Source organism: Mycetocola sp. Y171 (assembly GCF_056713165.1).
The window spans coordinates 118,374-140,514 of record NZ_JBWYGX010000002.1 but is presented as its reverse complement, the minus strand read 5'-3'; the positions used below and the strand labels follow the sequence as shown (position 1 = coordinate 140,514).

Genomic DNA, 22,141 nt, shown 5'->3' with positions numbered 1-22,141 from the left:
GGAGATCATCATGGCAACAGGAACCGTCAAGTGGTTTAACGCAGAAAAAGGCTTCGGATTCATCGCTCCCGATGACGGAAGCGCCGACGTGTTCGCGCACTTCTCGGCCATCGCTTCCAGCGGCTTCCGCTCGCTCGAAGAGAACCAGAAGGTTGAATTCGAAACCGCAACGGGCCCCAAGGGCCTGCAGGCTGAGAACATCCGCCCGCTGTAACCAAAACTATTACTCCGTCAGCCTCGGCTGACCTTGTGATTCTTTGAACGCCGGCCTTCACGGGAAACCGTGGAGGCCGGCGTTTTTTGTGCGGTAGGCGACGACGGGGCAACCGGCCGGAACGCCGGCCGGTTGCTCCGGGTGGCTACTCGAGCAGTTCGGAGAGTTCCAGCCAGCGTGTCTCGAGCTCGACCAGGTCGGATTCGTACCCTCGCAGCTTTTCGCTGAGGTCGCCGAGGCCGACGTAGTCACCCTGGTCGTGGGTGGCGAGGAGCTCGTGGGTGTCGACGATCTTCTGCCTGACCTTCTGGATCTTCCTGTCGGTCGAGGCGATCTCCTTCTGCGCGTTCCGCAGCTCGGCTCCCCCGAGCTTCGGGGTCGATGCCTGTACGGCGCCGTCCGCGGCGAGCGGGGCGATCAGTGCGGCAGCGCCCTGGCCGGCCCGGAGAGCGAGGTACTCGTCGACGCCACCCGGGAGGTGGCGCAGGTGTCCGTCCAGCACCGCGTACTGCTGGTCGGTGACACGCTCGACGAGGTACCTGTCGTGCGAGACGACGAGAAGGGTGCCCGGCCAGGAGTCGAGGAGGTCCTCGATCGCGGCGAGCATGTCGGTGTCGAGGTCGTTCGTGGGCTCGTCGAGGATGAGGACGTTCGGCTCGTCGAGAAGAATGAGCAGGAGCTGCAATCTGCGGCGCTGCCCTCCTGACAGGTCCTTCACCGGGGTGGAGAGCTGGGCGCTCGAAAAACCGAGCCGCTCGAGCATCTGCCCGGGGGTCATCTCCTTGTCACCGGTCACGTAGGAGGTCTTCTGCATGCCGACGACCGTCGACACCCGTTCGTTCTCGAACTCGGTGAGTTCGTCGAGCTGCTGGGTGAGGCTGGCGATGCGGACGGTCTTGCCGCGTTTGACCCGGCCGGAGGTCGGTTCGACGGTACCGGTGACGAGACCGAGCAGGGTGGACTTCCCTGCACCGTTGACGCCGAGGATGCCTGTCCTCTCCCCCGGTGCGATCCGCCACTCGATGTCCTTGAGGACCGTCCTCGTCCCTGTCGCCGATTCGGGATCCGGGTATACCACCCCGGCGTCGAGCAGGTCCACGACGTCCTTGCCGAGCCTGGAGGTGGCCATCTGAGCGAGTGCGACCGTGTTGCGGGGCTCAGGTTCGTGTTCGATCAGTTCGTAGGCGGCATCCATGCGGAACTTCGGCTTCGTCGTCCGCGCGGGCGCTCCGCGGCGCAGCCAGGCGAGTTCCTTGCGCATGAGGTTCTGCCGCTTCGATTCGCTCGCGGCCGCCATCCTGTCGCGTTCGACGCGCTGGAGGATGTATGCGGCGTAACCGCCTTCGAACGGTTCGATGATCCGGTCGTGGACCTCCCACGTGGCCGTGCAGACCTCATCGAGGAACCACCGGTCGTGTGTCACGACGATGAGTCCGCCGCTGGAGGGCGACCACCGCTTCTTGAGGTGGTTGGCCAGCCAGGCGATGCCCTCGACGTCGAGGTGGTTGGTGGGCTCGTCGAGGAAGATGACGTCCCAGTCGCCGACGAGGAGCGCGGCGAGGGCGACGCGGCGGCGCTGACCGCCGGAGAGGGAACCGATGGTGGCGTGCCACGGGATGTCCTGGATGAGCCCCGAGATGACGTCACGGATGAGGGAGCTTCCTGCCCACTCGTGTTCCTCGGCCGATCCGACGATGGCCTGGGAGACGATGAGATCGTCCGGCTGCTCGTCGCGCTGGTCGAGCATGCCGATGGTGACGCCGCGGCGTCGGGTGACGCGGCCGCCGTCTGGCTCGATCCGCCCGGCAAGGAGGGAGAGCAGGGTCGACTTTCCGTCGCCGTTGCGTCCGACGACGCCGATCCTGTCGCCCTCGTTCACCCCGGCAGTGACGTTATCGAAGATCACACGGGTCGGGTATTCAAGGTGGAGCTGTTCCGCTCCGAGAAGATGGGCCACCCTCCAAGACTAAGCGCCGGAGGCGGGCCGTCCCACCACTCAGTCGTGCAGCAGCCGGGCCCCGTGAACGGGCCCTGTCACCCGGATGACGTGCAGCCGGGAGGCGCTGAGTCCGACCTGCAGTTCGAGTGCGGTGTCGGCGTCAGGGGCGAGGAACGCGACGGTGGGCCCTGATCCGGACACGATACCGGCCAGCGCACCCATCTGCTCCCCGAGTTCGAGGATGGTGCCGAGTCCAGGGGCGAGGTGGAGCGCCGCAGCCTGGAGGTCGTTGTGCAGTGCTTCGGCAAGCTGTCTGGCGTCGCCGGCCCGGAGGGCCTGGAGCACCTCGGTGTCGACGGTGGGCTGCGCCTGGGCGGGGAAGATGTCCTGTGCGTGGCGTTCCCGGTGGGCGTCGAGAGCGCGGTAGACGTCGGGAGTCGACATCCCGAACTCGGCGAGGGCCAGCACCCAGTGGAAGGTGCCCTTCGCCAGCGCCGGGCTGAGGCGGTCTCCCCTGCCCGTGCCGATCGCCGTGCCGCCGATGAGGGCGAACGGGACGTCAGCGCCGAGCCTCGCTCCCATCGCGATGAGATCCTCGCGCGAGGCATCCGTGCCCCACAGGGCGTCGCAGGCGAGGAGGCTGGCAGCGGCGTCCGCGGACCCGCCGCCCATTCCACCGGCGATCGGGACGTGCTTCTCGATCTCGAGCCGGACTCCTCCGCGGTAGCCGGCCTTGCGGGCGAGCATCCGGGCGGCCTTGATGGCGAGGTTGCTGCCGTCGACCGCGAGTGACGACGTGTCGATCGGACCGCTGAAGCTGACGGAGAAATCGGACGCCGGGAATGCACGGACCTCTTCGTAGAGCGAAACGGCCTGATAGGCGGTGGCGAGGTCGTGGTAGCCGTCGTCCATGAGTTCGCCGACCTTGAGGAAGACGTTGATCTTGCCTGGCGCCCGTGCGTGCGCGAACGTCTGGGCAAGCGGAGCGGTCATGGATCCAACCTAACGCAGCGCAGGGGGCAGGGCGTTTCGCAGGAGTTCCTTCGCCAGGGGCATGGCCTCCTCCGATGGGAGCCCGAGAAAGGTCAGAGCGACGGTGCTCTTGCCGCCTGAGCTCGGCGGGACGCTCGCGGTCACGGCCGTTCCGTCGTCGAGCTTCCACCTGGCGCTGTAGTACTTCCCTGACGCGTTCACCGACGACGCCGGTCGGCCGAGGGCTGCAGAGACGGAGTCAACTGCGGCGGTGAGGGCCGCCTCCTGTTCATCGGTGACGCGACGGGATGCCGTGACCTCGAACGTGCCGTCGGCACGCTGCCCTGGACGGCGTCGCCCGGCGTGCTGTTCGAAATCCACGGTGATGTTCTGCGCCCACCACGGGTTCACACCGTTCTCGGCGACGAGCCAGGTGGCGATGGCGTTGTGGCTCCACGCGTCCGCCCCGACGTCCGCCAGCGTCTCCCGCCAGTGCTCGCGGCTCCGCCCTGTCGCCGCGAGCACGGAGGCGTCCCCCGTGTTCCCGCTCTGCGGCGAGACGACCATCAGAGCGACCCGACCTGCCTGGCAATCGCAAGAAAATCGTGGACGGTGAGTTCCTCACCGCGTGCCGTCGGCGCGACGCCCGCAGCGGTCATGGCATCCGTTGCCGCCGCAGACCCGCCGAGGAGCTGTCCGAGCGACTGTCGCAGCATTTTACGGCGCTGCTGGAATGCGGCGTCGACGATGCTGAACGTGGTGACGCGTTCCTCCTCGGTACCGATCGCGTCTTCGCGTCGTTCGAAGCCGACGAGAACCGAATCCACGTTCGGGACGGGCCAGAAGACCTGACGGCTCACGTTGCCTGCGGTCCTCCACGCGCCGTACCAGCTCGCCTTCACACTGGGGCTGCCGTAGATCTTCGACCCGGGCTCAGCGGCGAGCCGGTGTCCGACTTCGGCCTGGACCATGACGACGCCCGCCCTGATCGACGGGAAGTGCTCGAGGAGGTGCAGCAGGACAGGCACCGAGATGTTGTACGGAAGGTTCGCGACGAGCCTGGTCGGGTCGCCAGGCAGGTCCGTGATCCGCATGGCGTCGGCACTCACGACCGTGAGCGGCGCGCCCGGCTGCAGCAGTTCGACCGTCTTCGGGAGCTGGTCGGCAAGGCGGTGGTCGATCTCGACCGCCACGACACTTGCCCCTGCAGCGAGCAGCCCAAGGGTGAGTGAACCGAGCCCTGGACCCACTTCGACGACGTGTTCGCCCGCAGTGACCTTCGCCACCTTGACGATTCGGCGGACGGTGTTCGCGTCGACGACGAAGTTCTGGCCGAGCTTCTTGGTCGGCTGGACGTCGAGGAGGTCGGCCAGGTCACGGATCTCTGCGGGGCCGAGCAGGCTCATGAGCCGTCCTTCTGTGAGGGGGTGTCGTAGGGGTCAGGGGGCGAGCTCACGGGGTCGTCGTCCCAGTGACCGTAGACGTATTCGGTGTTCGACGAGATCTGGGCGGCCAGCATCGACGGATCGGTGCCGAGGTGGGCCGCGATGGAACGCACCGTGTACGGAAGCAGATACGGAGCGTTCGGCCGGCCGCGGTGCGGCATCGGCGTGAGGTACGGGGCATCCGTCTCGATCAGCAGCAGGTTCCGAGGGGCTACGTCGAGGGCGTCCCGGAGGTTCTGCGCGTTCTTGAACGTCGCGGTACCGGCGAACGACATGAACCAGCCGTTGTCGGCGCACTCCCGGGCGAGCTCGGCGTCACCGGAGAAGCAGTGGAAGACGGTGCGCTGGGGCGCTCCGACACGGCGGAGGGTCTCGAGAACCTCTGCGTGCGCGTCGCGGTCGTGGATCTGCAGGGCGAGGTTGTGGTCCTTCGCCATCCGGATGTGGGCTTCGAACGAACGCTGCTGGGAGTGCCTGCCGTCCGGTCCTGTGCGGTAGAAGTCGAGTCCGGTCTCGCCGATGGCGCGGACGCGGGGGCGGGCGGCGAGTTCGTCGATCGCGGCCAGGGCGTCGTCGAGGGTGCCCTCGGCGTCGAGCCGCGGTGTCTCGTTCGGGTGGATGGCCACCGCGGCAAGCATCCGGGGTTCGATGGCGGCGGTCTCGGCGCTCCAGATGGAGCTGGGCACGTCTGTGCCGACCTGGACGATCCCGCGGACGCCGACACTCGACGCGCGGTCGAGGTGCTGCCGGTAGTCCAGGGCGCCGTCGGCGACCGGGCGACCGGATGCGACGTCGGGGTCGAGGTGCGTGTGGTTGTCGTACACCGGCACGAGAAGAGCCTCAGGCAGCGGGGGGTAGCTGAATTCCGGGCGCGTGGAAGCGGGATCAGTCATGGCTTCGACGGTACCCCACTTGGGCGGCGAATCGAGGCCGGGGATCCGGGCCGGTCAGTTGACGGTGCTCTCGATGCGCGGGAACAGTGCCTCGAGAGCCGAGACCGTCGTTCCTGCCGGGAGCTGGCCCCAGGTCCCCGCTTCGCGGAGCGGCTGGTCGTCGAGCGCTCCGAGGGCTTCGGCGGCGCCGAGCGACGTCCATAGCCGCGCGGTCGCGTCAGGCAGCACGGGTGAGAGCAGCACAGCGAGGGCACGAAGGCCGTCGACGGCCGTGTACAGCACGGTGCCGAGCCTGTCCCGGTTGGCCTCGTCTTTGGCGAGGGCCCACGGTTCCTGGTCGGTGATGTAGCCGTTGAGTTCGTCGACGATCGTCCAGATGGCCGCGAGCGCGTCGTGGACGGCCAGCTTGTCGACGGCGGCATCCGCGTTTGCAGCGGCGGCCGCGACGACAGCGCGGATGCCGAGGTCGGCGTCGGTCGGTTCGGCTTCGGCCGGGACGACACCGTCGTAGTAGCGGCTCACCATCGCCACCACCCGGGAGGCCAGGTTCCCGAAACCATTCGCGAGCTCGGCCTGGTACCTGGCGGACAGGTCCTCCCAGCTGAACGAGCCGTCCTGACCGAAAGCGATGGCGCGCATGAAGTAATACCGGAAGGCATCCGTCCCGAACGTGTCGGTGATCTCGGTCGGTGCGATGCCGGTGAGCTTCGATTTCGACATCTTCTCGCCGCCGACGAGCAGCCAGCCGTGGCCGAAGACCTGCTTAGGCACGTCGAGTCCTGCGGCCATCAGCATGGCGGGCCAGATGACGGCGTGGAAGCGGAGGATGTCCTTGCCGACGATGTGAGTGGCCGGCCATCTGCGGGCGAACTCTTCGTCGTCCTGGCCGTAGCCGACCGCTGTGACGTAGTTGAGGAGGGCGTCGAACCAGACGTAGACGACGTGTGAGTCGTCCCACGGCACCTTCACACCCCAGTCGAAGCTGGACCGGGAGATCGACAGGTCGCTGAGTCCCTGGCGGACGAACTGGATGACCTCGTTTCGCGCGGATTCGGGCTGGACGAAATCCGGCCGCTCCTCGTAGAGGGCGAGCAGTCGCTCGGTGAAGTCGCTCATCCGGAAGAAGTAGTTCTTCTCCTTGAGCAGTTCGAGCGGCTTCGAGTGGATCGCACAGACCTTCTGGCCCTCGAACGGTCCTGTTCCGTCGACGATCTCGGACTGTGGCTTGAATTCCTCACAACCGACGCAGTACAGGGCCTCGTACTCGCCCGAGTAGATGAAGCCGGCGTCGTAAAGCCGCTGGAGGAACAGCTGCACGTTGGTCTCGTGACGCTCATCTGTGGTGCGGATGAAGTCGTCGTTCCTGATGTTGATCGTCTTCAGCAGGGGCTTCCATGCCTCGTTGACGAGCTTGTCCGCCCATTCCTTCGGCGTGGTGCCGTTGGCGGTCGCGGTGCGCAGGATCTTCTCACCGTGCTCATCGGTGCCCGTGAGCGACCAGGTGTCGTCGCCGGCCTGGCGGTGCCAGCGTGCGAGGACGTCTGCGGCCACCTCTGTGTACGCGTGCCCGATGTGGGGCGCATCGTTCACATAGAAGATGGGCGTGGTGATGTAGAAGGATTTGCCGCTGGCCATGGGAACAATCCTATGGCCGGACCCCCCAGCGTTACGCCCGCCCGCGAGTTGCTGGGTTTGCGGGGGTACGAGGCGGGTGCGACCCCCTCATACCTCGCAACTCGCGTCAGTTCTTGACGGCGAGCGCCGCCTGGTACAACTCGCGCCTGCTCAGCCCTGTGGCCTCGGAGACCTGCGCAGTGGCATCCTTCAGCCGCTCCCCCGCCGTGACGAGTTCGAGGACCTGGACGACGCCGTCGTGCAGGTTGAACTCCCGTTTCTCTGCGCCGGCGACGACGACGCAGATCTCGCCGCGCACGCCGGCCCCGGCCCATTCGGCCAGTTCAGTGGCGGTGCCGCGTTTCACTTCCTCGAACATCTTCGTCAGCTCGCGGCAGACGACGACGCGCCTGTCTGCGCCGAAGACGGATGCCGCGTCGGCGAGTGAGGCCGCGAGGCGGTTCGGCGACTCGAAGAAGACCATCGTGCGTCGCTCGTGCTCGAGCAGGCGCAGGGCCTGCACGCGGTCCCCGTGCTTGCGCGGCAGGAAGCCCTCGAACGTGAACCGGTCGGTGGGAAGCCCTGAGACGGCGAGCGCCGTGATGACCGCGCTCGGACCGGGGATGACGGTGACAGCGACTCCCGCGTCGACGGCCGCGACGACGAGGTGATAGCCGGGATCTGACACCGTCGGCATCCCCGCGTCACTGAGCACCAGGAGGTCGGACTCGCGGGCCAGTTCGATCAGCTCTGCCGATTTCTCCCGCTCGTTGTGCTCGTGCAGGCTCACCAGCCGCGGTTTGTGGGCGATCCCCAGCCCCTTGAGCAGCTTCACGGTCGTCCTGGTGTCCTCGGCGGCGACGACCTCGGCCGTGCTGAGTGCGTCGACGAGGCGCTTCGATGCGTCCCCGAGGTTTCCGATCGGGGTCGCTGCGAGGATGATCATGGCTCCAGTCTCCCACCCCGGGCGGCAGGCAGAGCCGCGCCTGTCGTTAGCATTGCAGGGTGTCCACCCCGAATCGCGCGCCGTTCGGCGAGGTCGTGACCGGCGACCAGTCCGACGTCACCGGCCCCGTCGACACCGTCGACGATGAACCCGTCGAACGCGGTTCCCGGCTGGACGAGTGGGCCACGCGGATGCTGTCGACCAGGCGCCGCCGACTGGCCTGGTACTGGGGGGCGCCGCTTCTCGTGACGCTGCTGGCCGGCATCCTGCGGTTCTGGAACCTCGGTCACCCGCACTCCCTCGTCTTCGACGAGACCTTCTACGTCAAGGATGCCTGGACGCTCCTGCAGAACGGGTACGAGTCGTCGTGGCCAGCGGACTCTGATGCCGCGTTCAACCGCGGTGACACGTCCGGATTCCTGGACGACCCGTCGTACGTCGTGCACCCGCCGCTCGGCAAGTGGATGATCGCCCTGGGGCTGGCGGTTTTCGGCGCAGGGGACAGCGTCGGCTGGCGGATCTCCACGGCGATCGTGGGTACTCTCGCCGTCCTGCTGCTCATGCTCATCGCGCGCCGTCTCTTCGCCTCCACCGTCCTCGCGGTTCTCGCCGGGTTCCTCTTCGCCATCGACGGCCAGGCGATCGTCATGTCGCGGGTCGCCATCCTCGACAACTCCGTGATGCTGTTCACCCTGCTCGGATTCGGCTGCGTACTGCTCGACAGAACCAGGCACGAACGGGTGCTCGGCGCGCGCGTGGCCGCCGCCAGGGCAGCCGGTCGGAACCCGGCCTGGGGTCCGGTCATCTGGTGGCGCCCCTGGGTGCTCGCGGCCGGGCTCTCGTTCGGCCTTGCCTCAGGAGTGAAGTGGAGCGGGTTCTACTTCCTCGCCGCGTTCGGGCTCTACCTGATCGTCGTCGATGCACTGACCAGGCGCAGGCTCGGCCTCGGGCTGTGGACAAGTGCGGCCGTGCTCAAGCAGGGACCGGCCACGTTCCTCCTCTTCGTGCCGCCAGCCATCGCCGTCTACGTGGCGAGCTGGACGAACTGGTTCGTCACGGACAACGGCTACTACCGGCACTGGGCCGACCAGGCCTCGAACGCCTGGACGGGAGCGTTCGCCTGGGTCCCTCCGGTCTGGCAGAGCTTCGTGCACTACCAGCAGTCGATCTACACCTTCCACGTCGGGCTGACGCAGCCACATCCATACTCGGCGAATCCGCTGGGCTGGCTCGCCATGACCAGGCCAACGAGCATGTGGTACGCGTCGCCTGGCGCGGGCGAAGAGGGCTGCATTGCCGAGCCGTGCTCCCAGGCGATCACGTCGATCGCGAACCCCGTGATCTGGTGGGCGGCCGTCGCAGCGCTGCTCTACCTCGTCTACCGCCTCGCCCGCTACCGCGAATGGCGGGTGGGCCTGATCCTCATGGGGGTCGTCGCCGGCTACCTTCCCTGGCTGCTCTACACGGAGCGAACCGTCTTCCAGTTCTACACGATCGTCTTCCTCCCCTACCTTCTTCTCGGGCTGGCCTTCGTCATCGGGCTCGTCCTCGGTTCCGCCGAGGACGAAACCTGGCGCAGGAGCAGGGGAATCGCCCTCACCGCCGTCTTCCTCCTGTCCGCAGTGCTCCTCAGCGGGTTCTGGTACCCGCTCTGGTCGGCCACGACCGTGCCGTACTGGTTCTGGATGCTGCATTCCTGGCTGCCGACGTGGGTGTGACAGCACCGCAGGCCCTCCCGGTGTGGCGGTCCCGCGCCCCTGGGCTGGTCCTCGCGGCCGTCGCCGTCGCCGTGGCCGCCGGCGTCCATCTCCTCGTGCCCGTCGTTCCGCTGCTCACCGTCTGCGTGATGCTCGGCATCGTCGTCGGGCAGATCCCGGCGAGCCGTGCCCTCCTGGACGGCGTCTTCGCCGCAGGCATCGCCTTCTCGGCCAGACGGCTGATGAGGATCGGTGTCGTTCTGCTCGGGCTGAAGCTCAGCCTCGTCGACGTCGCCGGCCTCGGCTGGGCCACGTTCTTCAGCACGGTGGCAATCGTGCTGGTGAGCTTCGGCGGCACGTGGGCACTCGGCAAGCTGTTCCGTCTGCCCGGTCACGAGCCGTTGCTCATCGCGACCGGATTCGCCGTCTGCGGGGCGAGCGCGATCGGCGCGATGGCCGGAGTGGTCCGGGCGAAGAACTCGGACCAGGCGCCGCCGATCGCCCTCGTCACCCTGTGCGGGACACTCGCCATCTTCGTCCTTCCCGCGTTCTGGCATCCGCTCGGGCTCGATACCCTGCAGTTCGGTCACTGGGTCGGTGCAGGCGTCCATGACGTCGGCCAGGTCGTCGCAACAGCCCAGCTCGCCGGCTCGGGCGCGCTGGCCGTAGCCCTCGTCGTGAAGCTCACCCGCGTGCTGATGCTTGCGCCGATGGTGGCCGTCGCCGCCGTCGTGGAGCGTCGCCGCGCTGTCCCGACCGGAAGCACGCGGCCGCCGATCGTCCCCCTCTTCGTCGTCGGTTTTCTCTTCGCCATCCTCGTGCGGACCTTCCTGCCGGTCCCCGAAACGGCGCTCTCGGCGGCAGACACCGTGCAGACGATCCTGCTCGCGCTGGCCCTGTTCGCGCTCGGTGCCGGTGTGGATCTCCGCCGACTGCTGACGACCGGCTGGCGTGCGCTCGTCGTCGGCTTGCTGGCCTGGCTGCTCATCGCGCTCCTCGCCCTCGCCGCGGTTCACCTCGTCGGCTGAGCCGCCCAGCCCTCTGCGTCACAGTGTTACGACGACGCAGAACCGGCCGTCGACTGAGCCGGTAGCCTCGGTATCATGGCAGATCGCGAATACGGCTTCCGCACAAGAGCAATCCACGCGGGCAACATCCCCGACTCGGCAACAGGCGCCCGCGCCCTGCCGGTCTACCAATCGACGGCGTTCGTCTTCGACGACACCTCGGATGCCGCGGCCCGCTTCGCGTTGCAGAAGTACGGCAACATCTACTCCAGGCTCGCCAACCCGACAGTGGCCAGCTTCGAGGAAAGGGTGGCCAGCCTCGAGGGCGGACTCGGTGCCGTCGCGACGGCATCCGGCCTCGCCGCGCAGTACATCACCTTCGCCAGCCTCGTCGGCGCAGGCGACCACATCGTCGCGTCCGCGAATCTCTACGGCGGGTCGATCACCCAGCTCGACGTGACCCTGCGCCGCTTCGGTGTCGACACAACGTTCGTTCAGTCGGCGAACCCCGAGGACTACGCCGCTGCCATCACAGACAAGACGAAGCTCATCTTCGCCGAGACGATCGCGAACCCGTCAGGAGAGATCGCCGACATCGAGGGACTCGCCGACGTCGCCCGCGCCCACGGCATCCCCCTCGTCATCGATTCGACGATCGCAACGCCATACCTCAACCGCCCGATCGAGTGGGGCGCGGACATCGTCACCCACTCGGCCACGAAGTTCCTCGGCGGGCACGGCACCACCCTCGGCGGTGTCGTCGTGGAGAGCGGCCGGTTCGACTGGCACAGCGACAAGTTCCCGCTGTTCAGTCAGCCGGTGCCAAGCTACGGCGGCCTGCAGTGGTCGGGCAACTTCGGTGAATACGCCTTCCTCACCCGGTTGCGCGCCGAGCAGCTCCGCGACATCGGCCCCGCCCTGTCAGCCACGTCCGCAGCGCAGCTGGCGCAGGGCGTCGAGACGCTGTCCTACCGGATCCAGGCTCACGTCGACAACGCGGCCGTCGTCGCCGGCTGGCTCGAACAGGACCCGCGCATCGAAGCAGTCAACTGGGCCGGCCTCGAGTCGCACCCGCACCACGAGCGCGCGAAGAAGTACCTTCCGAAGGGCCCAGGCAGCGTGTTCAGCTTCGTCGTCAAGGGCGGCCGTACCGTCGGGCAGAAGCTCATCGAATCCGTCGACCTCGCCAGCCATGTCGCGAACATCGGCGACACCAAGACGCTCATCATCCACCCGGCATCGACCACCCACGCTCAGCTGACCGAGCAGCAGCTCGTCGACGCCGGCGTGCTCCCCGGTGTGGTGCGATTGAGCGTCGGCATCGAAGACGTCGACGACATCATCTACGACCTGGACCAGGCACTCACACAGGCAGTGGAGGCATGACCATGACCGACCTCGTCACCACGCAGCTGCAGAACGGGCTGACCTGCTCGCTCCCGGCGGACTCCCCCCTCGCGAAGCTGCTGAAGTCGCAGCGCACCTGGGTGGGCCCTGACGCGAAGGAACGCCTCGGCATCCTGCGCACGGCGAAATCCGTCGCGATCGTCGGCGCCTCACCGAACCCCGCGCGCTCGAGCTACTTCGTCGGCACCTACCTGCTCCAGTCGAGCGACTTCCGCGTGTACTTCGTCAACCCGAACGCCACCGAGATCCTCGGCCAGAAGGCCTACCCGGACCTCGCCTCGCTCCCCGAGGTGCCTGACATCGTCGATGTGTTCCGTAAGGCGAGCGACATCCCCGCCGTGATCGACGACGTGCTCGCCAGCGGCGCGAAAACCGTGTGGGTGCAGCTCGGCATCTGGAATGAGGAAGCTGCGCGGTACGGCGAGGAGAAGGGCCTCACCGTCGTGATGGACCGCTGCATCAAGGTGGAGCACGCGCGGTTCAACGGCGGGCTCAACCTGTTCGGGTTCGACACCGGACAGATCACGTCACGCAAGAGCCTGCGCTAGCCGTTCGCCCTCCCACGCACCTTTTCTGCGGTGTGCGCAGGATCTGCACCGTTTTCTTGCGTCAGATCGCCCGTGTCGTGTGCACTCTGCCCACCCGGGTTCCTCCCCGTTTATAGTGGCGGAGGACTCCCGCTGGGAGCGGATTCGCAAGGAGGCGATATGACGGCGTACGTCTCTGCGTTCGAGTTGTTCTCGATCGGGATCGGCCCGTCGAGTTCGCATACGGTCGGGCCGATGCGCGCTGCGCTCGCCTTCGTCGCTGCGCTCGACGACGCCGGGACCCTCGACGACGTCGAGCGGATCACGTGCGTCCTCTACGGCTCGCTCGGTTCCACGGGCATCGGCCATGGGACGCCGGATGCCGTCGTCGCCGGGCTCAGCGGCGCCAAGCCTGAAACCTGCGATCCTGCGGCCGTTCACCGGGCCTGGACGGACCTCGAACCCGGCTCGACCCTCATGCTGGCCGGACGGCGTACGATCCGGTTCGAGAAAGCGGATGTCGGCTTCGAACCCCGCACCCGCCTGCCGGGGCATCCGAACGCGATGACCATCCACGCCTGGTCCGGTGGCCAGGAGCCATTCTCGAGTGAGACCTACTACTCGGTCGGCGGAGGATTCATCCGCCGCGAGGGCGAAGATCTCAGCGCGCGCCCCTCCCCGGCTTATCCGCTGCCGTTCGCCACGTCCGTCGCCCTCCTCGAACTCTGCGACCAGTCCGGACTGCGGATCGACGAGATCGCCAGGCGCAACGAAGAAGCCGTCCGCTCCCCTGCGGACGTCGACGCGGGTCTCGACGCGATCTGGGCGGCCATGACCGAATCCGTACAGAACGGCCTCGCAGGCAGCGGGCTGCTCCCCGGAGGACTCCGCGTCAAACGACGCGCAGCAGCCGTGCGCGAGCACCTCGAGATCGCCGAGGCCGAAAGCGGGAGGGAACTGCCGAGCGAGTGGCTGCACTCCTTCGCCCTCGCCGTGAATGAGGAGAACGCCGCAGGCGGGCGCGTCGTCACCGCGCCGACCAACGGCGCGGCCGGGATCATCCCCGCCGTCGGCTCGTACTACCTGCGTTTCGTTCCTGGGGCGTCTCACGACGGCATCCGCCGCTACCTTCTCACCGCGACGGCCATCGGTTCCCTGTTCAAGGCGAACGCCTCGATCTCCGGCGCGGAGGGCGGTTGCCAGGCCGAGGTCGGTTCTGCCTGCGCCATGGCCGCCGGGGCGCTCTGCGCTGTGCTCGGCGGCACCCCAGGCCAGGTGGAGAACGCCGCGGAGATCGCGATGGAGCATCACCTCGGCCTGACCTGCGACCCGGTCGGCGGCCTGGTGCAGGTTCCGTGCATCGAACGGAACGCCATCGCATCGTCGACGGCGGTGAGCGCAGCCCGGCTGTCGCTGCACGGCGACGGCACCCACCTCGTGTCCCTGGATGCCGTGATCGAGACCATGCGGCAGACCGGGGTCGACATGTCGACCAAATACAAGGAGACGAGCGAGGGCGGCCTCGCCGTCAACGTGATCGAGTGCTGACCACCGTCACCGTGTGACGCAGCGTGACCGTGTGTGTCACCGCGTGGGACACGCCGGCCTGTCCCGGCCTAGCGTGGAATCATGCCTCCCCTCCTCAGCGGCCCGACGGTCACGACGCAGTGGCTCGCCGACCACCTCGGCTCGGACGACCTCGTCATCCTCGACGCCACGGTCCTCGTCGTGAGGGACGCCACGGGGACGCCTGCCTTCATCTCCGGCTACGACAGGTACCTGCTCGACGCGCACATCCCCGGCGCGGTCTTCGCGGATCTTCTCGAGGTGTTCAGCGACCCCTCCGCCCGGTTCCCGTTCACCAGACCGGACGCCGCATCGTTCGAGCGCGCTGCGGCATCCGTCGGCATCCGGGCTTCCAGCACCGTCGTCGTGTACGACAGTGCAGGCGGGGCGTGGGCGTCCCGGCTGTGGTGGCTCTTTCTCAGCTACGGGTTCGAGACGATCGCGGTGCTGGACGGCGGGCTGACCGCATGGCACACCGAGGGCCGGGACACCGACGTCGGGCACATCGAGCCTGAGGCGGGTTCGATCGTCGCGAGATCCCGACCGGGGTTCTGGGTGGACAAGGCCGAGGTCGAGCGGGTCGTCGCCGGTGATGCCGGCGGTGCTCTCGTCTGCGGCCTGCCGTCTGCAGAGTTCTCCGGCGCCTCTCCGACCGGGCGACGCCCAGGACACATCCCCGGGAGCGTGAACGTCCCTGCTTCTACACTCATCGAACGCGCAACCAGGACGTTCCTCGACCCCACCGACTTGCGTGCCCTGTACCCGGCGGACGTCACCGGCGCCGACCGTGTGATCGCCTACTGCGCCGGAGGGATCGCCGCGACCGCGACCGCCCTCAGTCTCGTGCTGACCGGGCACGGCAACGTGGTTGTCTTTGACGGCTCGCTCAACGAATGGCTGGCCGACCCGGCAGCACCGGTGTCGACGGGCTGACGCTCAGACCGCTGTCGGCAGCCGGCAGACGAAGTCCTCGCACAGGTACGCTGCCCGCGCCCCGTTCCTGCTGGTTCGCGCCTCGAACAGCTCGAATCCGGCCGAGGCGAACTCCCGCGCCTGCTGCTCGGTGACCAGTGCGGTCACGTCGGTGGCCTGGTGCCGGATGCCGTCGGGCAGGCCCGCGGTGCGTCCGGAGTCGTCAGGACTGACGACGACGAGCTGCACAGGCGTCCCGGCCAGGCGACGCATCAGGGTCAGCGACGTGCCGAACGCGATCGGGTTCGCCAGGGCGAGCCCCGCGACCGGTTCGAGGGCGCTGACGGCTGCGTCGAGGTAGCGACGACCGCCGGTGAGGACATGGAGGCGCCACGCGGCCTGCGCGCTCGCGCTCGTCCCGGACGGGTATGCACCCTCGGAGGGGTCGCTGCCGATGGCGATGCCGTGGCCGGCCAGCACCGGGTCGCCGCCGCCCGGCTCGGCGAAGACCGTGCCCGCCGCCTCACCGGCCGTGAGGATCTCATCGACCAGGGCGCGCGCTGCGATCGCGTAGACCGGCTCGCCTGTCGCTGTGGCGAGCGAGAGGAGGCCGTCTGCGAGCATTCCGTAGTCCTCGAGGGTGGCTCGGGCTGCCGAGCGCCGTTCGGCAACGGATGCACGGATCAGCCGGCCGTCGCCGTCGCGGTGGTTCTCGAGCAGGTAGTCCGCCGCCCATCTCGCCGACTCCAGCCAGTCGTCCCTGTCGAACACCACTGCGGCCCTGGCCATGGCCGCGATGGCCAGGCCGTTCCAGCCGGCAAGGACCTTCTCGTCGAGGGCAGGAGGGTCCAGGAGGGCCCGTCCGCCGGCATCCTCGGCGTAGTAGCCGCCTTCGGAACGCGCACCGTCGATCACCGACTCCGAGTCCTGGGCGCTGGCGTAGCCGCCGGTGGGCAACTGCAGCACGCCGGTCAGGAAGCCGGCCACCCCTGCGGCTGCCTCGCCGGCCCAGTCACGGCTGTCGTCTGCTGCCCACGCGGTCGTGCACGCGTCGAGGAGGAGGGCGTTGTCGTAGAGCATCCGCTCGTAGTGCGGGTCGCTCCAGTCGCGTTTCGTGGCGTAGCGGAAGAATCCACCTTCGACCGGATCGCGGAGAGGCGACGCGGCCATGCGCTCGAGGGTCCGGACGCCGAGCGCGTCCCCTGATGCGAGGAGAAATCCCAGGACGGGGGCGACCGGGAATTTCGGCGCCCCGCCGAAGCCGCCGTACTGGAGGTCTTCGTGTGCGGCGAGCAGGGCGACGGCGGTGTCGAGGTCCGCGTCGGCAGGCAAAGCTCCGCCGGTGGGAACGGGAGACGCGGCAATGGCCTCCCCGATCGCTGCCGCGTTCTGCATCACTTCCGTCCTCCGGTTCGACCACGCGTCGAGTACCGCGTCGAGGACCTGCCGGAACGACGGATGCCCCTGCACCGGCTCAGGGGGAAAGTACGTCCCTGCGTGGAACGCGACCCCACCCGGCGTCGCGAAGACGCTCAGTGGCCAGCCCAGCTGCCCGGTGAACGCGGCGGCCTGTGCCAGGTAACTGGCGTCGACGGACGGGTATTCCTCGCGGTCGATCTTGATGCTGACGAAGTTGTCGTTCAGCACAGCGGCGATCGCCGGGTCGCTGAACGACTCCCTGGCCATGACGTGGCACCAGTGGCAGGTCGAATAGCCGATCGACAGGAAGACGGGGACGTCGCGCGCGGCTGCCTCTTCAAAGGCATCCGTTCCCCATTCGCGCCAGTCGACCGGATTCCCGGCGTGCGAGCGGAGGTAGGGGCTGATGGCGGTGGCGAGGCGGTTGACCATGCCTTCAGCCTAGGCTCGACTGGGCTACCAGGCTCCGACGTACGCGGATATCTCGTCGATCTCGCGGTCGCGGTTGTGCACGAACGGCAGTCCCCTGAGGACCGCGAGTTCGACCCGCTGCTTCACCGCATCCGAGGTGAGGGTGTACTCGGTGAAGTCCGTCGTCGACGCATAGACACCGATCGGAAGGGTGAGCGCCTGGAAGAATCCGAACAGCGGCCGGAACTGGTGCTCGAGGATGAGGGCGTGGCGTTCACCACCGCCCGTCGCCGCCAGCAGCACCGGCTTGTCGACAAGGGAGTACTGGCCGACGAAGTCGAAGAGGTGCTTGAACAGGCCGGTGAACGAACCCCGGTAGACGGGGCTAGCGACGATGAGGAGGTCGGCATCCTCGATCCGGCGGAGTTCTTCTTCGACCCCTGGCACAACCTGCTCGCGCGTGAGCGCACCGGCGAACTCGGGACCGATGTCGCTGAGCTCGATGATGTGACGGGATATCTCCTGGCGTTCGGCGATCGCGTCGAGAATGGTCGTCACGAGCACGCTCGTCTTGGACGGCGCGTGAAGGCTGCCGCAGACCGCGACGACCCTCAGGGGACGATTTCCTGTGTTCTCAACCATGCTGCGACGCTACGCCGGTCACACCGGCGATGCCATGCGCGTGCAACACGACGTAACGCGCGTGTCAGGAGGCGAGGACGACGTTCTTCTCGCCGGCCCGAATCGGCGTCGACAGCCGGTTCCCTGCGGGGGGCAGCGGGCACACGTAGAAGTCGCTGAAGGCGCACGGCGGAAGGTAGGCCCGGTTGAAGTCGACGACCACGCGGCCGTCCTCGTCCGCGAGGGGCATGTCAAGGAACCGGAACCGGTAGCTCTCGGTGCCGCTCGTTCCGTCGGCGAAGACGGCGTGCAAGCCACCTCGCTCGCGCGTGACGGTGATCGACACGGGTCCGTCGGGCAGGTCGAGGTCGACGACGCCGGCGGGTGCGTCCTCGGACCGGTGCCCGTCGATCGTGGTGAACTCCACGCTTGCGTCAGGTGCCGCCGGGCGGAAGGTGCCTTCGAAGATGAAGGACTCATCCGGGTCGAACGCTTCGATGCCGCGCAGGATGGTGCGCGTCGGCGCGTCGGGATCGAGCAGGCGGAGCGCGAGTGCCCCATCGCGCTCGAAGTAGCGCAGTCGCTTCTCACCCCACTCGATGTCCTGGCCGACGCCGAGGGTCACCGTGTCACCGGTGACTGCGCCGATGGGCCGTCCGCTCTGGAGCAGTGTCAGGCCGTCGAGGTCTGGACCCGTTCCGATGATCCCGTCCGGCGCGGCATGCCACTGGCCTGGCACACCGTCGTACTCGGCCGGAGCACCCGCCAGCCAGTGGGTGGCCGCGAGAGCGGCGAGGCCGAGGGGGGAACCTGTGCCCCGTTCCCGGGCTTCGTGCCAGGTGTCCCAGTCGGACGTGAAGGCGTCCGTGCTCGAGTCGAACGTGTCAGGCAACGTCATGGTGTGTCTTCCCTGTCCGGTTAGTTGACGTCGTTCGGGTGGGAGCCGACCCGGCCGTCGCGCTCGAGAGCGGAGATCGCTGCCACCTCGGCATCCGTCAGTTCGAAGTCGAAGACGTCGAGGTTCTCGGCGATCCGCTCGCGGCTGTTCGACTTCGGGAAGACGATGTTGTCGTTCTGCAGGTGCCAGCGGAGAACCACCTGAGCGGGGCTCTTGCCGTGGGCTGCTGCCGCTCCGGCCACACTTGGCTCATCGAAGAGCGGGTACTTGCCCTGGCCGAGCGGGCCCCAGGCCTCGATCTGAATCCCGTTGTCCCGAGAGTACGCAACGACGTCCCGCTGCTGGAGCGCCGGGTGGAGTTCGATCTGGTTGACAGACGGAACGGCTCCGCCGTCGGCGATGATCTTCTCGAGGTGTTCGACGAGGAAGTTCGAGACACCGATCGATGTGGCCTTGCCGTCTGCCTGGATCCGCTGCAACGCTTTCCAGCTTTCACGGTAGAGGTCCCGCTTCGGGGTGGGCCAGTGGATGAGGTAGAGGTCGACGAAGTCCAGCCCGAGCTTCTCGAGGCTGAGGTCGATGGCGTCGTGTGCGGACTGGGTGCCCTGGTCCGAGTTCCACAGCTTGGTGGTGATGAACAGGTCTTCGCGCGGGATGCCGCTGGCCGCGATCGCCCGTCCGACGCCCTCTTCGTTGCCGTAGATGGCTGCGGTGTCGATGTGGCGATAACCGACTTCGAGGGCATCCGTCACGATCCGTTCGGTCTCATCCGGGTCGACCCGGAAGACTCCGAAGCCGAGCTGCGGGATCGTTTCGCCTGAATTGAGAGGGAGTACCGGACCAGTCCACGTTGTCGTCATCGTTCCAGCTAACCACCAGCGGCTGGGGTTCCCAACTTCAGCGGGGTCGGCTTCGCCGTCAGCGGAATCGGCGGCCCTGGTCGCGGCGGAACAGCACGAGCGCGACGACGAGCATGACGAGGGTCCAGACGAGGATGCCGACCCAGGCCCAGGTTTCCAGTGTCCCGCCCTGCACCGCCCAGATCACCAGTTCCCTCGCCTGTCTCGACGGGAAGAACTTCGAGAGGGTGTCGAGCCACGGCGCGAACATCACCGGGGGAAGGAACAACCCGCCCGCGAAGGCGAACCCGAACGAGATGAGCTGGATGACGGCGATCGCAGCCTTGGACGGCATCGAGTAGCCGACGGCGATTCCGATGAGCATGAACGGGAGTGCCGAGACGGCGAGGGTACCGAACCCGAAAAGGATCCGCCACGGTGGCGCCTCCGCGGCTGTGAAGATCCCGCCGATGACGATCACCGGGATGATGGCGACGAGTCCCATCAGGCCGATCGAGAAGATGTAGGCGAGGACCCTGGACATCCCAGGGGCTGGGAGCGTGCGCAGGTACGGGTCCCAGGGCTTCTCTCGGTCCTGGGCGATGCTGAGGCCGAAGCTGAACAGCGAGTTGCTCATCACGGCGAAGACACTGAGCGAGATGACGGCATGGGTCGCGAACAGCGGGTTCGCCGCCACCGTCTCCTGGGGGACGACGAAGAAGAGCAGCGCGAGCGCGGGGAACACGAGGGAACCGATGACGGCGATGGGCACGCGCAGAGTCTCGATGAGGGAGTATTTCGCGTGGACGACGGCGAGGCGGAGAATGGTCATGGCCCGGTGTTCCCTTCGGTGGCCGGCACCGCTGCCGCGGCGCCGGTGAGGGTGAGGAAAGCTTCCTCGAGGCTCGCTCCCCTGACGGTGAGGCCGGCGAACGGGATGCCCGACCGCACGAGGTCGGTTACGGCGGCGTCGGCGTCCTTCACGAAGAAGGTATGTGAGCCGTCGTCCTCCTGCTGGGTGGACATGACGGTGCTGAGCCGGGCGACGGCCGCGGCATCCGGCGTCGTCAGCCGCATCATGCGCACTCCGACCCGGTCGAGGACGGCTCCGAGGTCGTCGTCGGCGAGGATCGTGCCACCGCCGAGGACGACGACCCGTTCGGCGAGCGCCTCGATCTCGTCGAGGTAGTGGCTGGTGACGACGACGGTCGCTCCCTGGTCATGCTGCCGCCTGACGGCATCCCACAGCGTCCGTCTGGCGTCGACGTCGAGCCCTGTGGTGGGTTCGTCGAGGAGGACGAGAGCGGGGCGCCCGACGAAGGCCAATGCAACACTCAACCGGCGTTTCTGCCCTCCGGAGAGAGCGCCGGTCTGTTTCTTGAGCATGGCGGACAGGCCGAACTCGTCGGCCACAGCGGCCGTCGGAACCGGATCCTCGAAGTGTTTGCCGACGAAGTCGATCACCTCGCCGACGCGGAGGGTCGGCGGCAGCGCGGTCTCCTGCGGTGTCGAGCCGAGCAGCCGACGCGTCCGGAAATCGGACGGGCTGGCACCGAACAGCTCGACGCTGCCGCTGGTCGGGCGCCTCAGGCCCTGCAGGAGGGACAGCAAGGTGGTCTTCCCTGCACCGTTGGGCCCGAGGAGGCCGACGATCCGGCCGGCGCCGATCTCGAGCGAGACGTCGTCGAGCGCGGTGACGTCACCGAACCGCCGGGTGACGTGGTCGAAGCGGGCGAGGGAGGTCATGATGCTTCTCCGAGCAGAGCGCGCAGCGACTCCGTGTAGTCCTCGAACGCGCGGCGACCGCTCCGGGTCAATTCAAGGTAGGTCACGGGCGTCTTTCCCTGGTGGGTCTTGGTGACGAGAACGTATGACGCACCTTCCAGCTTGCTGAGGTGGGTGGAGAGATTGCCTGCGGTCATCTCGAGGATCTCCTGGAGTCGGGGAAACGAGATGCTCTCTCCGGATTCCAGCGTTGCGAGAGCTGCAGTGATGCGGAGCCTCGCCTGGGCGTGGATGACGGGGTCGAGGTCAGCCATTGCGCCGCGCTCCGGACAGCGCTGCGCGACGCACCCGCCGCGCATAGATCTCGGAGCCGATCGCGAGCGCGATGAACGCTCCACCGCCGGCAAGCGCGAGGAAGAGGTAGTGGTTGGGGTACTGGAAGAACGGGGCGACAACGGCGACGACGACGAGCCAGACCCCGCTCACGAGAGCGGGGACCGCGTGCCAGATTGCCCCAGACACCATGAACAGCACCCCGGTCATCAGCACGTAAGCAGAAGGGAAGTAGATGCTCGCCACCGCTGGAGGCATCCCGTTGACGATGAGCCCAGCCCCGAGAACGTACAGGGCGATCATCGACACCGACCAGGTCGAGCCGTAGACGGCACCCGTGAATGCGCTCGCCGGGGAATTCTTCACACCGCGGGTGTTGCGGATGCCGAGAACGATCGAAATGACGATCGCAATGGCGACGAGAATGCCGAATCCTGTGGCCGCGATCGGCACCGGGAGCGAGAACGCGGGCTCGGCACCATCGATGAGCCAGAGGAGAAGGAAGCCGACGAGCCAGGCGATCCCCCATGTGGCGGTGATCACTCCGACGAAGCTGCCCATCTGGGTCGTGGCGCTGCGCTGCTGAGCCTGCACGAGCTCGAGCATGGCCGCCGGGTCGAGCGGCTCATCGCCATCGACCGTGCGAGCGTTCGATGCGGATCCGGACTGCCGGTCTCCGTGGTCTGCGTTTTCCATGCTTACTTTGTAACACAAACCACTTTGCTGAATCAAGAGGTTTGCTCGAAATTTCTCGCG

The 22,141-nt window shown here is 67.5% G+C and carries 22 protein-coding genes; 7 read left to right on the top strand and 15 right to left on the bottom strand.

Going from position 1 to position 22,141, the window contains the following annotated elements; all coding sequences use genetic code 11:
- The first annotated feature begins 10 nt into the window (after positions 1 to 10).
- Positions 11 to 214 carry a cold-shock protein gene (locus tag AC1M2K_RS10280; protein ID WP_090712708.1) on the top strand — a complete coding sequence of 68 codons (204 nt, stop codon included), beginning with the start codon at positions 11 to 13 and terminating at the stop codon, positions 212 to 214.
- Positions 215 to 359: 145 nt separating this feature from the next.
- Here the strand turns inward: AC1M2K_RS10280 and AC1M2K_RS10275 are convergent, their stop codons facing one another.
- From AC1M2K_RS10275 to rsmI, 7 genes are all read right to left on the bottom strand, one after another.
- The gene (locus AC1M2K_RS10275; protein ID WP_480240913.1) at positions 360 to 2,171 is read right to left on the bottom strand and encodes an ABC-F family ATP-binding cassette domain-containing protein; all 1,812 of its coding nucleotides are present in this window, start codon (positions 2,169 to 2,171) and stop codon (positions 360 to 362) included.
- A 39-nt stretch (positions 2,172 to 2,210) separates the two neighbouring features.
- Positions 2,211 to 3,146 (bottom strand): 4-(cytidine 5'-diphospho)-2-C-methyl-D-erythritol kinase, encoded by a 936-nt coding sequence (locus AC1M2K_RS10270; protein WP_480237201.1) that lies wholly within the window; start codon positions 3,144 to 3,146, stop codon positions 2,211 to 2,213.
- A 9-nt stretch (positions 3,147 to 3,155) separates the two neighbouring features.
- On the bottom strand, positions 3,156 to 3,692 hold the full coding sequence (locus AC1M2K_RS10265; protein ID WP_480240912.1) for a hypothetical protein: 537 nt from the start codon (positions 3,690 to 3,692) through the stop codon (positions 3,156 to 3,158).
- Positions 3,692 to 4,531, bottom strand: a complete 840-nt coding sequence (gene rsmA, locus AC1M2K_RS10260; protein WP_480237203.1) for a 16S rRNA (adenine(1518)-N(6)/adenine(1519)-N(6))-dimethyltransferase RsmA — start codon at positions 4,529 to 4,531, stop codon at positions 3,692 to 3,694. Before rsmA ends, AC1M2K_RS10265 begins: the two co-directional genes overlap by 1 nt.
- Positions 4,528 to 5,463, bottom strand: a complete 936-nt coding sequence (locus tag AC1M2K_RS10255; protein ID WP_480240911.1) for a TatD family hydrolase — start codon at positions 5,461 to 5,463, stop codon at positions 4,528 to 4,530. The genes rsmA and AC1M2K_RS10255 overlap by 4 nt, the downstream gene beginning before the upstream one ends.
- Before the next feature lie 54 nt (positions 5,464 to 5,517).
- A complete protein-coding gene (gene metG, locus AC1M2K_RS10250; protein ID WP_480240910.1) occupies positions 5,518 to 7,098 on the bottom strand; it encodes a methionine--tRNA ligase in 1,581 nt (526 codons plus the stop codon).
- Between the two features lie 106 nt (positions 7,099 to 7,204).
- Positions 7,205 to 8,023, bottom strand: a complete 819-nt coding sequence (gene rsmI / locus AC1M2K_RS10245) for a 16S rRNA (cytidine(1402)-2'-O)-methyltransferase (RefSeq protein ID WP_480240909.1) — start codon at positions 8,021 to 8,023, stop codon at positions 7,205 to 7,207.
- Positions 8,024 to 8,082: 59 nt separating this feature from the next.
- Here rsmI and AC1M2K_RS10240 point away from each other — a divergent pair, with 59 nt between their 5' ends.
- The 6 genes from AC1M2K_RS10240 to AC1M2K_RS10215 all read left to right on the top strand — a co-directional run bounded on the left by AC1M2K_RS10240 (position 8,083) and on the right by AC1M2K_RS10215 (position 15,160).
- Complete coding sequence (locus AC1M2K_RS10240; RefSeq protein WP_480240908.1) at positions 8,083 to 9,741, top strand: dolichyl-phosphate-mannose--protein mannosyltransferase; 1,659 nt, start codon at positions 8,083 to 8,085, stop codon at positions 9,739 to 9,741.
- On the top strand, positions 9,738 to 10,748 hold the full coding sequence (locus AC1M2K_RS10235) for a YeiH family protein (protein ID WP_480241731.1): 1,011 nt from the start codon (positions 9,738 to 9,740) through the stop codon (positions 10,746 to 10,748). The genes AC1M2K_RS10240 and AC1M2K_RS10235 overlap by 4 nt, the downstream gene beginning before the upstream one ends.
- Before the next feature lie 75 nt (positions 10,749 to 10,823).
- Positions 10,824 to 12,113 (top strand): O-acetylhomoserine aminocarboxypropyltransferase/cysteine synthase family protein, encoded by a 1,290-nt coding sequence (locus AC1M2K_RS10230; RefSeq protein WP_480240907.1) that lies wholly within the window; start codon positions 10,824 to 10,826, stop codon positions 12,111 to 12,113.
- Positions 12,110 to 12,682 (top strand): CoA-binding protein, encoded by a 573-nt coding sequence (locus tag AC1M2K_RS10225; protein WP_480237209.1) that lies wholly within the window; start codon positions 12,110 to 12,112, stop codon positions 12,680 to 12,682. Before AC1M2K_RS10230 ends, AC1M2K_RS10225 begins: the two co-directional genes overlap by 4 nt.
- Positions 12,683 to 12,841: 159 nt before the next feature.
- Positions 12,842 to 14,209 carry an L-serine ammonia-lyase gene (locus AC1M2K_RS10220; RefSeq protein ID WP_480240906.1) on the top strand — a complete coding sequence of 456 codons (1,368 nt, stop codon included), beginning with the start codon at positions 12,842 to 12,844 and terminating at the stop codon, positions 14,207 to 14,209.
- Between the two features lie 81 nt (positions 14,210 to 14,290).
- Positions 14,291 to 15,160, top strand: coding sequence for a sulfurtransferase (locus AC1M2K_RS10215; protein WP_480240905.1), 870 nt, complete (start codon positions 14,291 to 14,293; stop codon positions 15,158 to 15,160).
- 3 nt (positions 15,161 to 15,163) lie between these two features.
- Here AC1M2K_RS10215 and AC1M2K_RS10210 read toward each other — a convergent pair whose 3' ends face one another.
- The 8 genes from AC1M2K_RS10210 to AC1M2K_RS10175 all read right to left on the bottom strand — a co-directional run bounded on the left by AC1M2K_RS10210 (position 15,164) and on the right by AC1M2K_RS10175 (position 22,081).
- On the bottom strand, positions 15,164 to 16,990 hold the full coding sequence (locus AC1M2K_RS10210) for a thioredoxin domain-containing protein (protein ID WP_480240904.1): 1,827 nt from the start codon (positions 16,988 to 16,990) through the stop codon (positions 15,164 to 15,166).
- A gap of 24 nt (positions 16,991 to 17,014) precedes the next feature.
- Positions 17,015 to 17,611 (bottom strand): FMN reductase, encoded by a 597-nt coding sequence (gene msuE / locus AC1M2K_RS10205; RefSeq protein ID WP_480240903.1) that lies wholly within the window; start codon positions 17,609 to 17,611, stop codon positions 17,015 to 17,017.
- Between the two features lie 64 nt (positions 17,612 to 17,675).
- Positions 17,676 to 18,488, bottom strand: a complete 813-nt coding sequence (locus tag AC1M2K_RS10200; RefSeq protein WP_480240902.1) for a DUF1684 domain-containing protein — start codon at positions 18,486 to 18,488, stop codon at positions 17,676 to 17,678.
- Positions 18,489 to 18,508: 20 nt separating this feature from the next.
- Positions 18,509 to 19,348: an aldo/keto reductase gene (locus AC1M2K_RS10195; protein WP_480240901.1), complete on the bottom strand. Its 840-nt coding sequence runs from the start codon at positions 19,346 to 19,348 to the stop codon at positions 18,509 to 18,511.
- Positions 19,349 to 19,406: 58 nt separating this feature from the next.
- On the bottom strand, positions 19,407 to 20,159 hold the full coding sequence (locus AC1M2K_RS10190) for an ABC transporter permease (protein WP_480240900.1): 753 nt from the start codon (positions 20,157 to 20,159) through the stop codon (positions 19,407 to 19,409).
- Positions 20,156 to 21,073: an ABC transporter ATP-binding protein gene (locus AC1M2K_RS10185; RefSeq protein WP_480240899.1), complete on the bottom strand. Its 918-nt coding sequence runs from the start codon at positions 21,071 to 21,073 to the stop codon at positions 20,156 to 20,158. Before AC1M2K_RS10185 ends, AC1M2K_RS10190 begins: the two co-directional genes overlap by 4 nt.
- Positions 21,070 to 21,366 carry a transcriptional regulator gene (locus AC1M2K_RS10180; protein WP_480237218.1) on the bottom strand — a complete coding sequence of 99 codons (297 nt, stop codon included), beginning with the start codon at positions 21,364 to 21,366 and terminating at the stop codon, positions 21,070 to 21,072. Before AC1M2K_RS10180 ends, AC1M2K_RS10185 begins: the two co-directional genes overlap by 4 nt.
- Complete coding sequence (locus AC1M2K_RS10175) at positions 21,359 to 22,081, bottom strand: hypothetical protein (RefSeq protein WP_480240898.1); 723 nt, start codon at positions 22,079 to 22,081, stop codon at positions 21,359 to 21,361. The genes AC1M2K_RS10180 and AC1M2K_RS10175 overlap by 8 nt, the downstream gene beginning before the upstream one ends.
- Between the last annotated feature and the right edge of the window lie 60 nt (positions 22,082 to 22,141).

Excerpts from the sequence above, each read along its gene's own strand:
- AC1M2K_RS10280 (WP_090712708.1), top strand. The coding sequence starts at position 11 with ATGGCAACAGGAACCGTCAAGTGGTTTAACGCAGAAAAAGGCTTCGGA.
- AC1M2K_RS10270 (WP_480237201.1), bottom strand. The coding sequence starts at position 3,146 with ATGACCGCTCCGCTTGCCCAGACGTTCGCGCACGCACGGGCGCCAGGC.
- AC1M2K_RS10265 (WP_480240912.1), bottom strand. The coding sequence starts at position 3,692 with ATGGTCGTCTCGCCGCAGAGCGGGAACACGGGGGACGCCTCCGTGCTC.
- rsmA (WP_480237203.1), bottom strand. The coding sequence starts at position 4,531 with ATGAGCCTGCTCGGCCCCGCAGAGATCCGTGACCTGGCCGACCTCCTC.
- AC1M2K_RS10255 (WP_480240911.1), bottom strand. The coding sequence starts at position 5,463 with ATGACTGATCCCGCTTCCACGCGCCCGGAATTCAGCTACCCCCCGCTG.
- metG (WP_480240910.1), bottom strand. The coding sequence starts at position 7,098 with ATGGCCAGCGGCAAATCCTTCTACATCACCACGCCCATCTTCTATGTG.
- rsmI (WP_480240909.1), bottom strand. The coding sequence starts at position 8,023 with ATGATCATCCTCGCAGCGACCCCGATCGGAAACCTCGGGGACGCATCG.
- AC1M2K_RS10230 (WP_480240907.1), top strand. The coding sequence starts at position 10,824 with ATGGCAGATCGCGAATACGGCTTCCGCACAAGAGCAATCCACGCGGGC.
- AC1M2K_RS10225 (WP_480237209.1), top strand. The coding sequence starts at position 12,110 with ATGACCATGACCGACCTCGTCACCACGCAGCTGCAGAACGGGCTGACC.
- AC1M2K_RS10220 (WP_480240906.1), top strand. The coding sequence starts at position 12,842 with ATGACGGCGTACGTCTCTGCGTTCGAGTTGTTCTCGATCGGGATCGGC.
- AC1M2K_RS10215 (WP_480240905.1), top strand. The coding sequence starts at position 14,291 with ATGCCTCCCCTCCTCAGCGGCCCGACGGTCACGACGCAGTGGCTCGCC.
- AC1M2K_RS10210 (WP_480240904.1), bottom strand. The coding sequence starts at position 16,990 with ATGGTCAACCGCCTCGCCACCGCCATCAGCCCCTACCTCCGCTCGCAC.
- msuE (WP_480240903.1), bottom strand. The coding sequence starts at position 17,611 with ATGGTTGAGAACACAGGAAATCGTCCCCTGAGGGTCGTCGCGGTCTGC.
- AC1M2K_RS10200 (WP_480240902.1), bottom strand. The coding sequence starts at position 18,488 with ATGACGTTGCCTGACACGTTCGACTCGAGCACGGACGCCTTCACGTCC.
- AC1M2K_RS10195 (WP_480240901.1), bottom strand. The coding sequence starts at position 19,348 with ATGACGACAACGTGGACTGGTCCGGTACTCCCTCTCAATTCAGGCGAA.
- AC1M2K_RS10190 (WP_480240900.1), bottom strand. The coding sequence starts at position 20,159 with ATGACCATTCTCCGCCTCGCCGTCGTCCACGCGAAATACTCCCTCATC.
- AC1M2K_RS10185 (WP_480240899.1), bottom strand. The coding sequence starts at position 21,073 with ATGACCTCCCTCGCCCGCTTCGACCACGTCACCCGGCGGTTCGGTGAC.
- AC1M2K_RS10180 (WP_480237218.1), bottom strand. The coding sequence starts at position 21,366 with ATGGCTGACCTCGACCCCGTCATCCACGCCCAGGCGAGGCTCCGCATC.
- AC1M2K_RS10175 (WP_480240898.1), bottom strand. The coding sequence starts at position 22,081 with ATGGAAAACGCAGACCACGGAGACCGGCAGTCCGGATCCGCATCGAAC.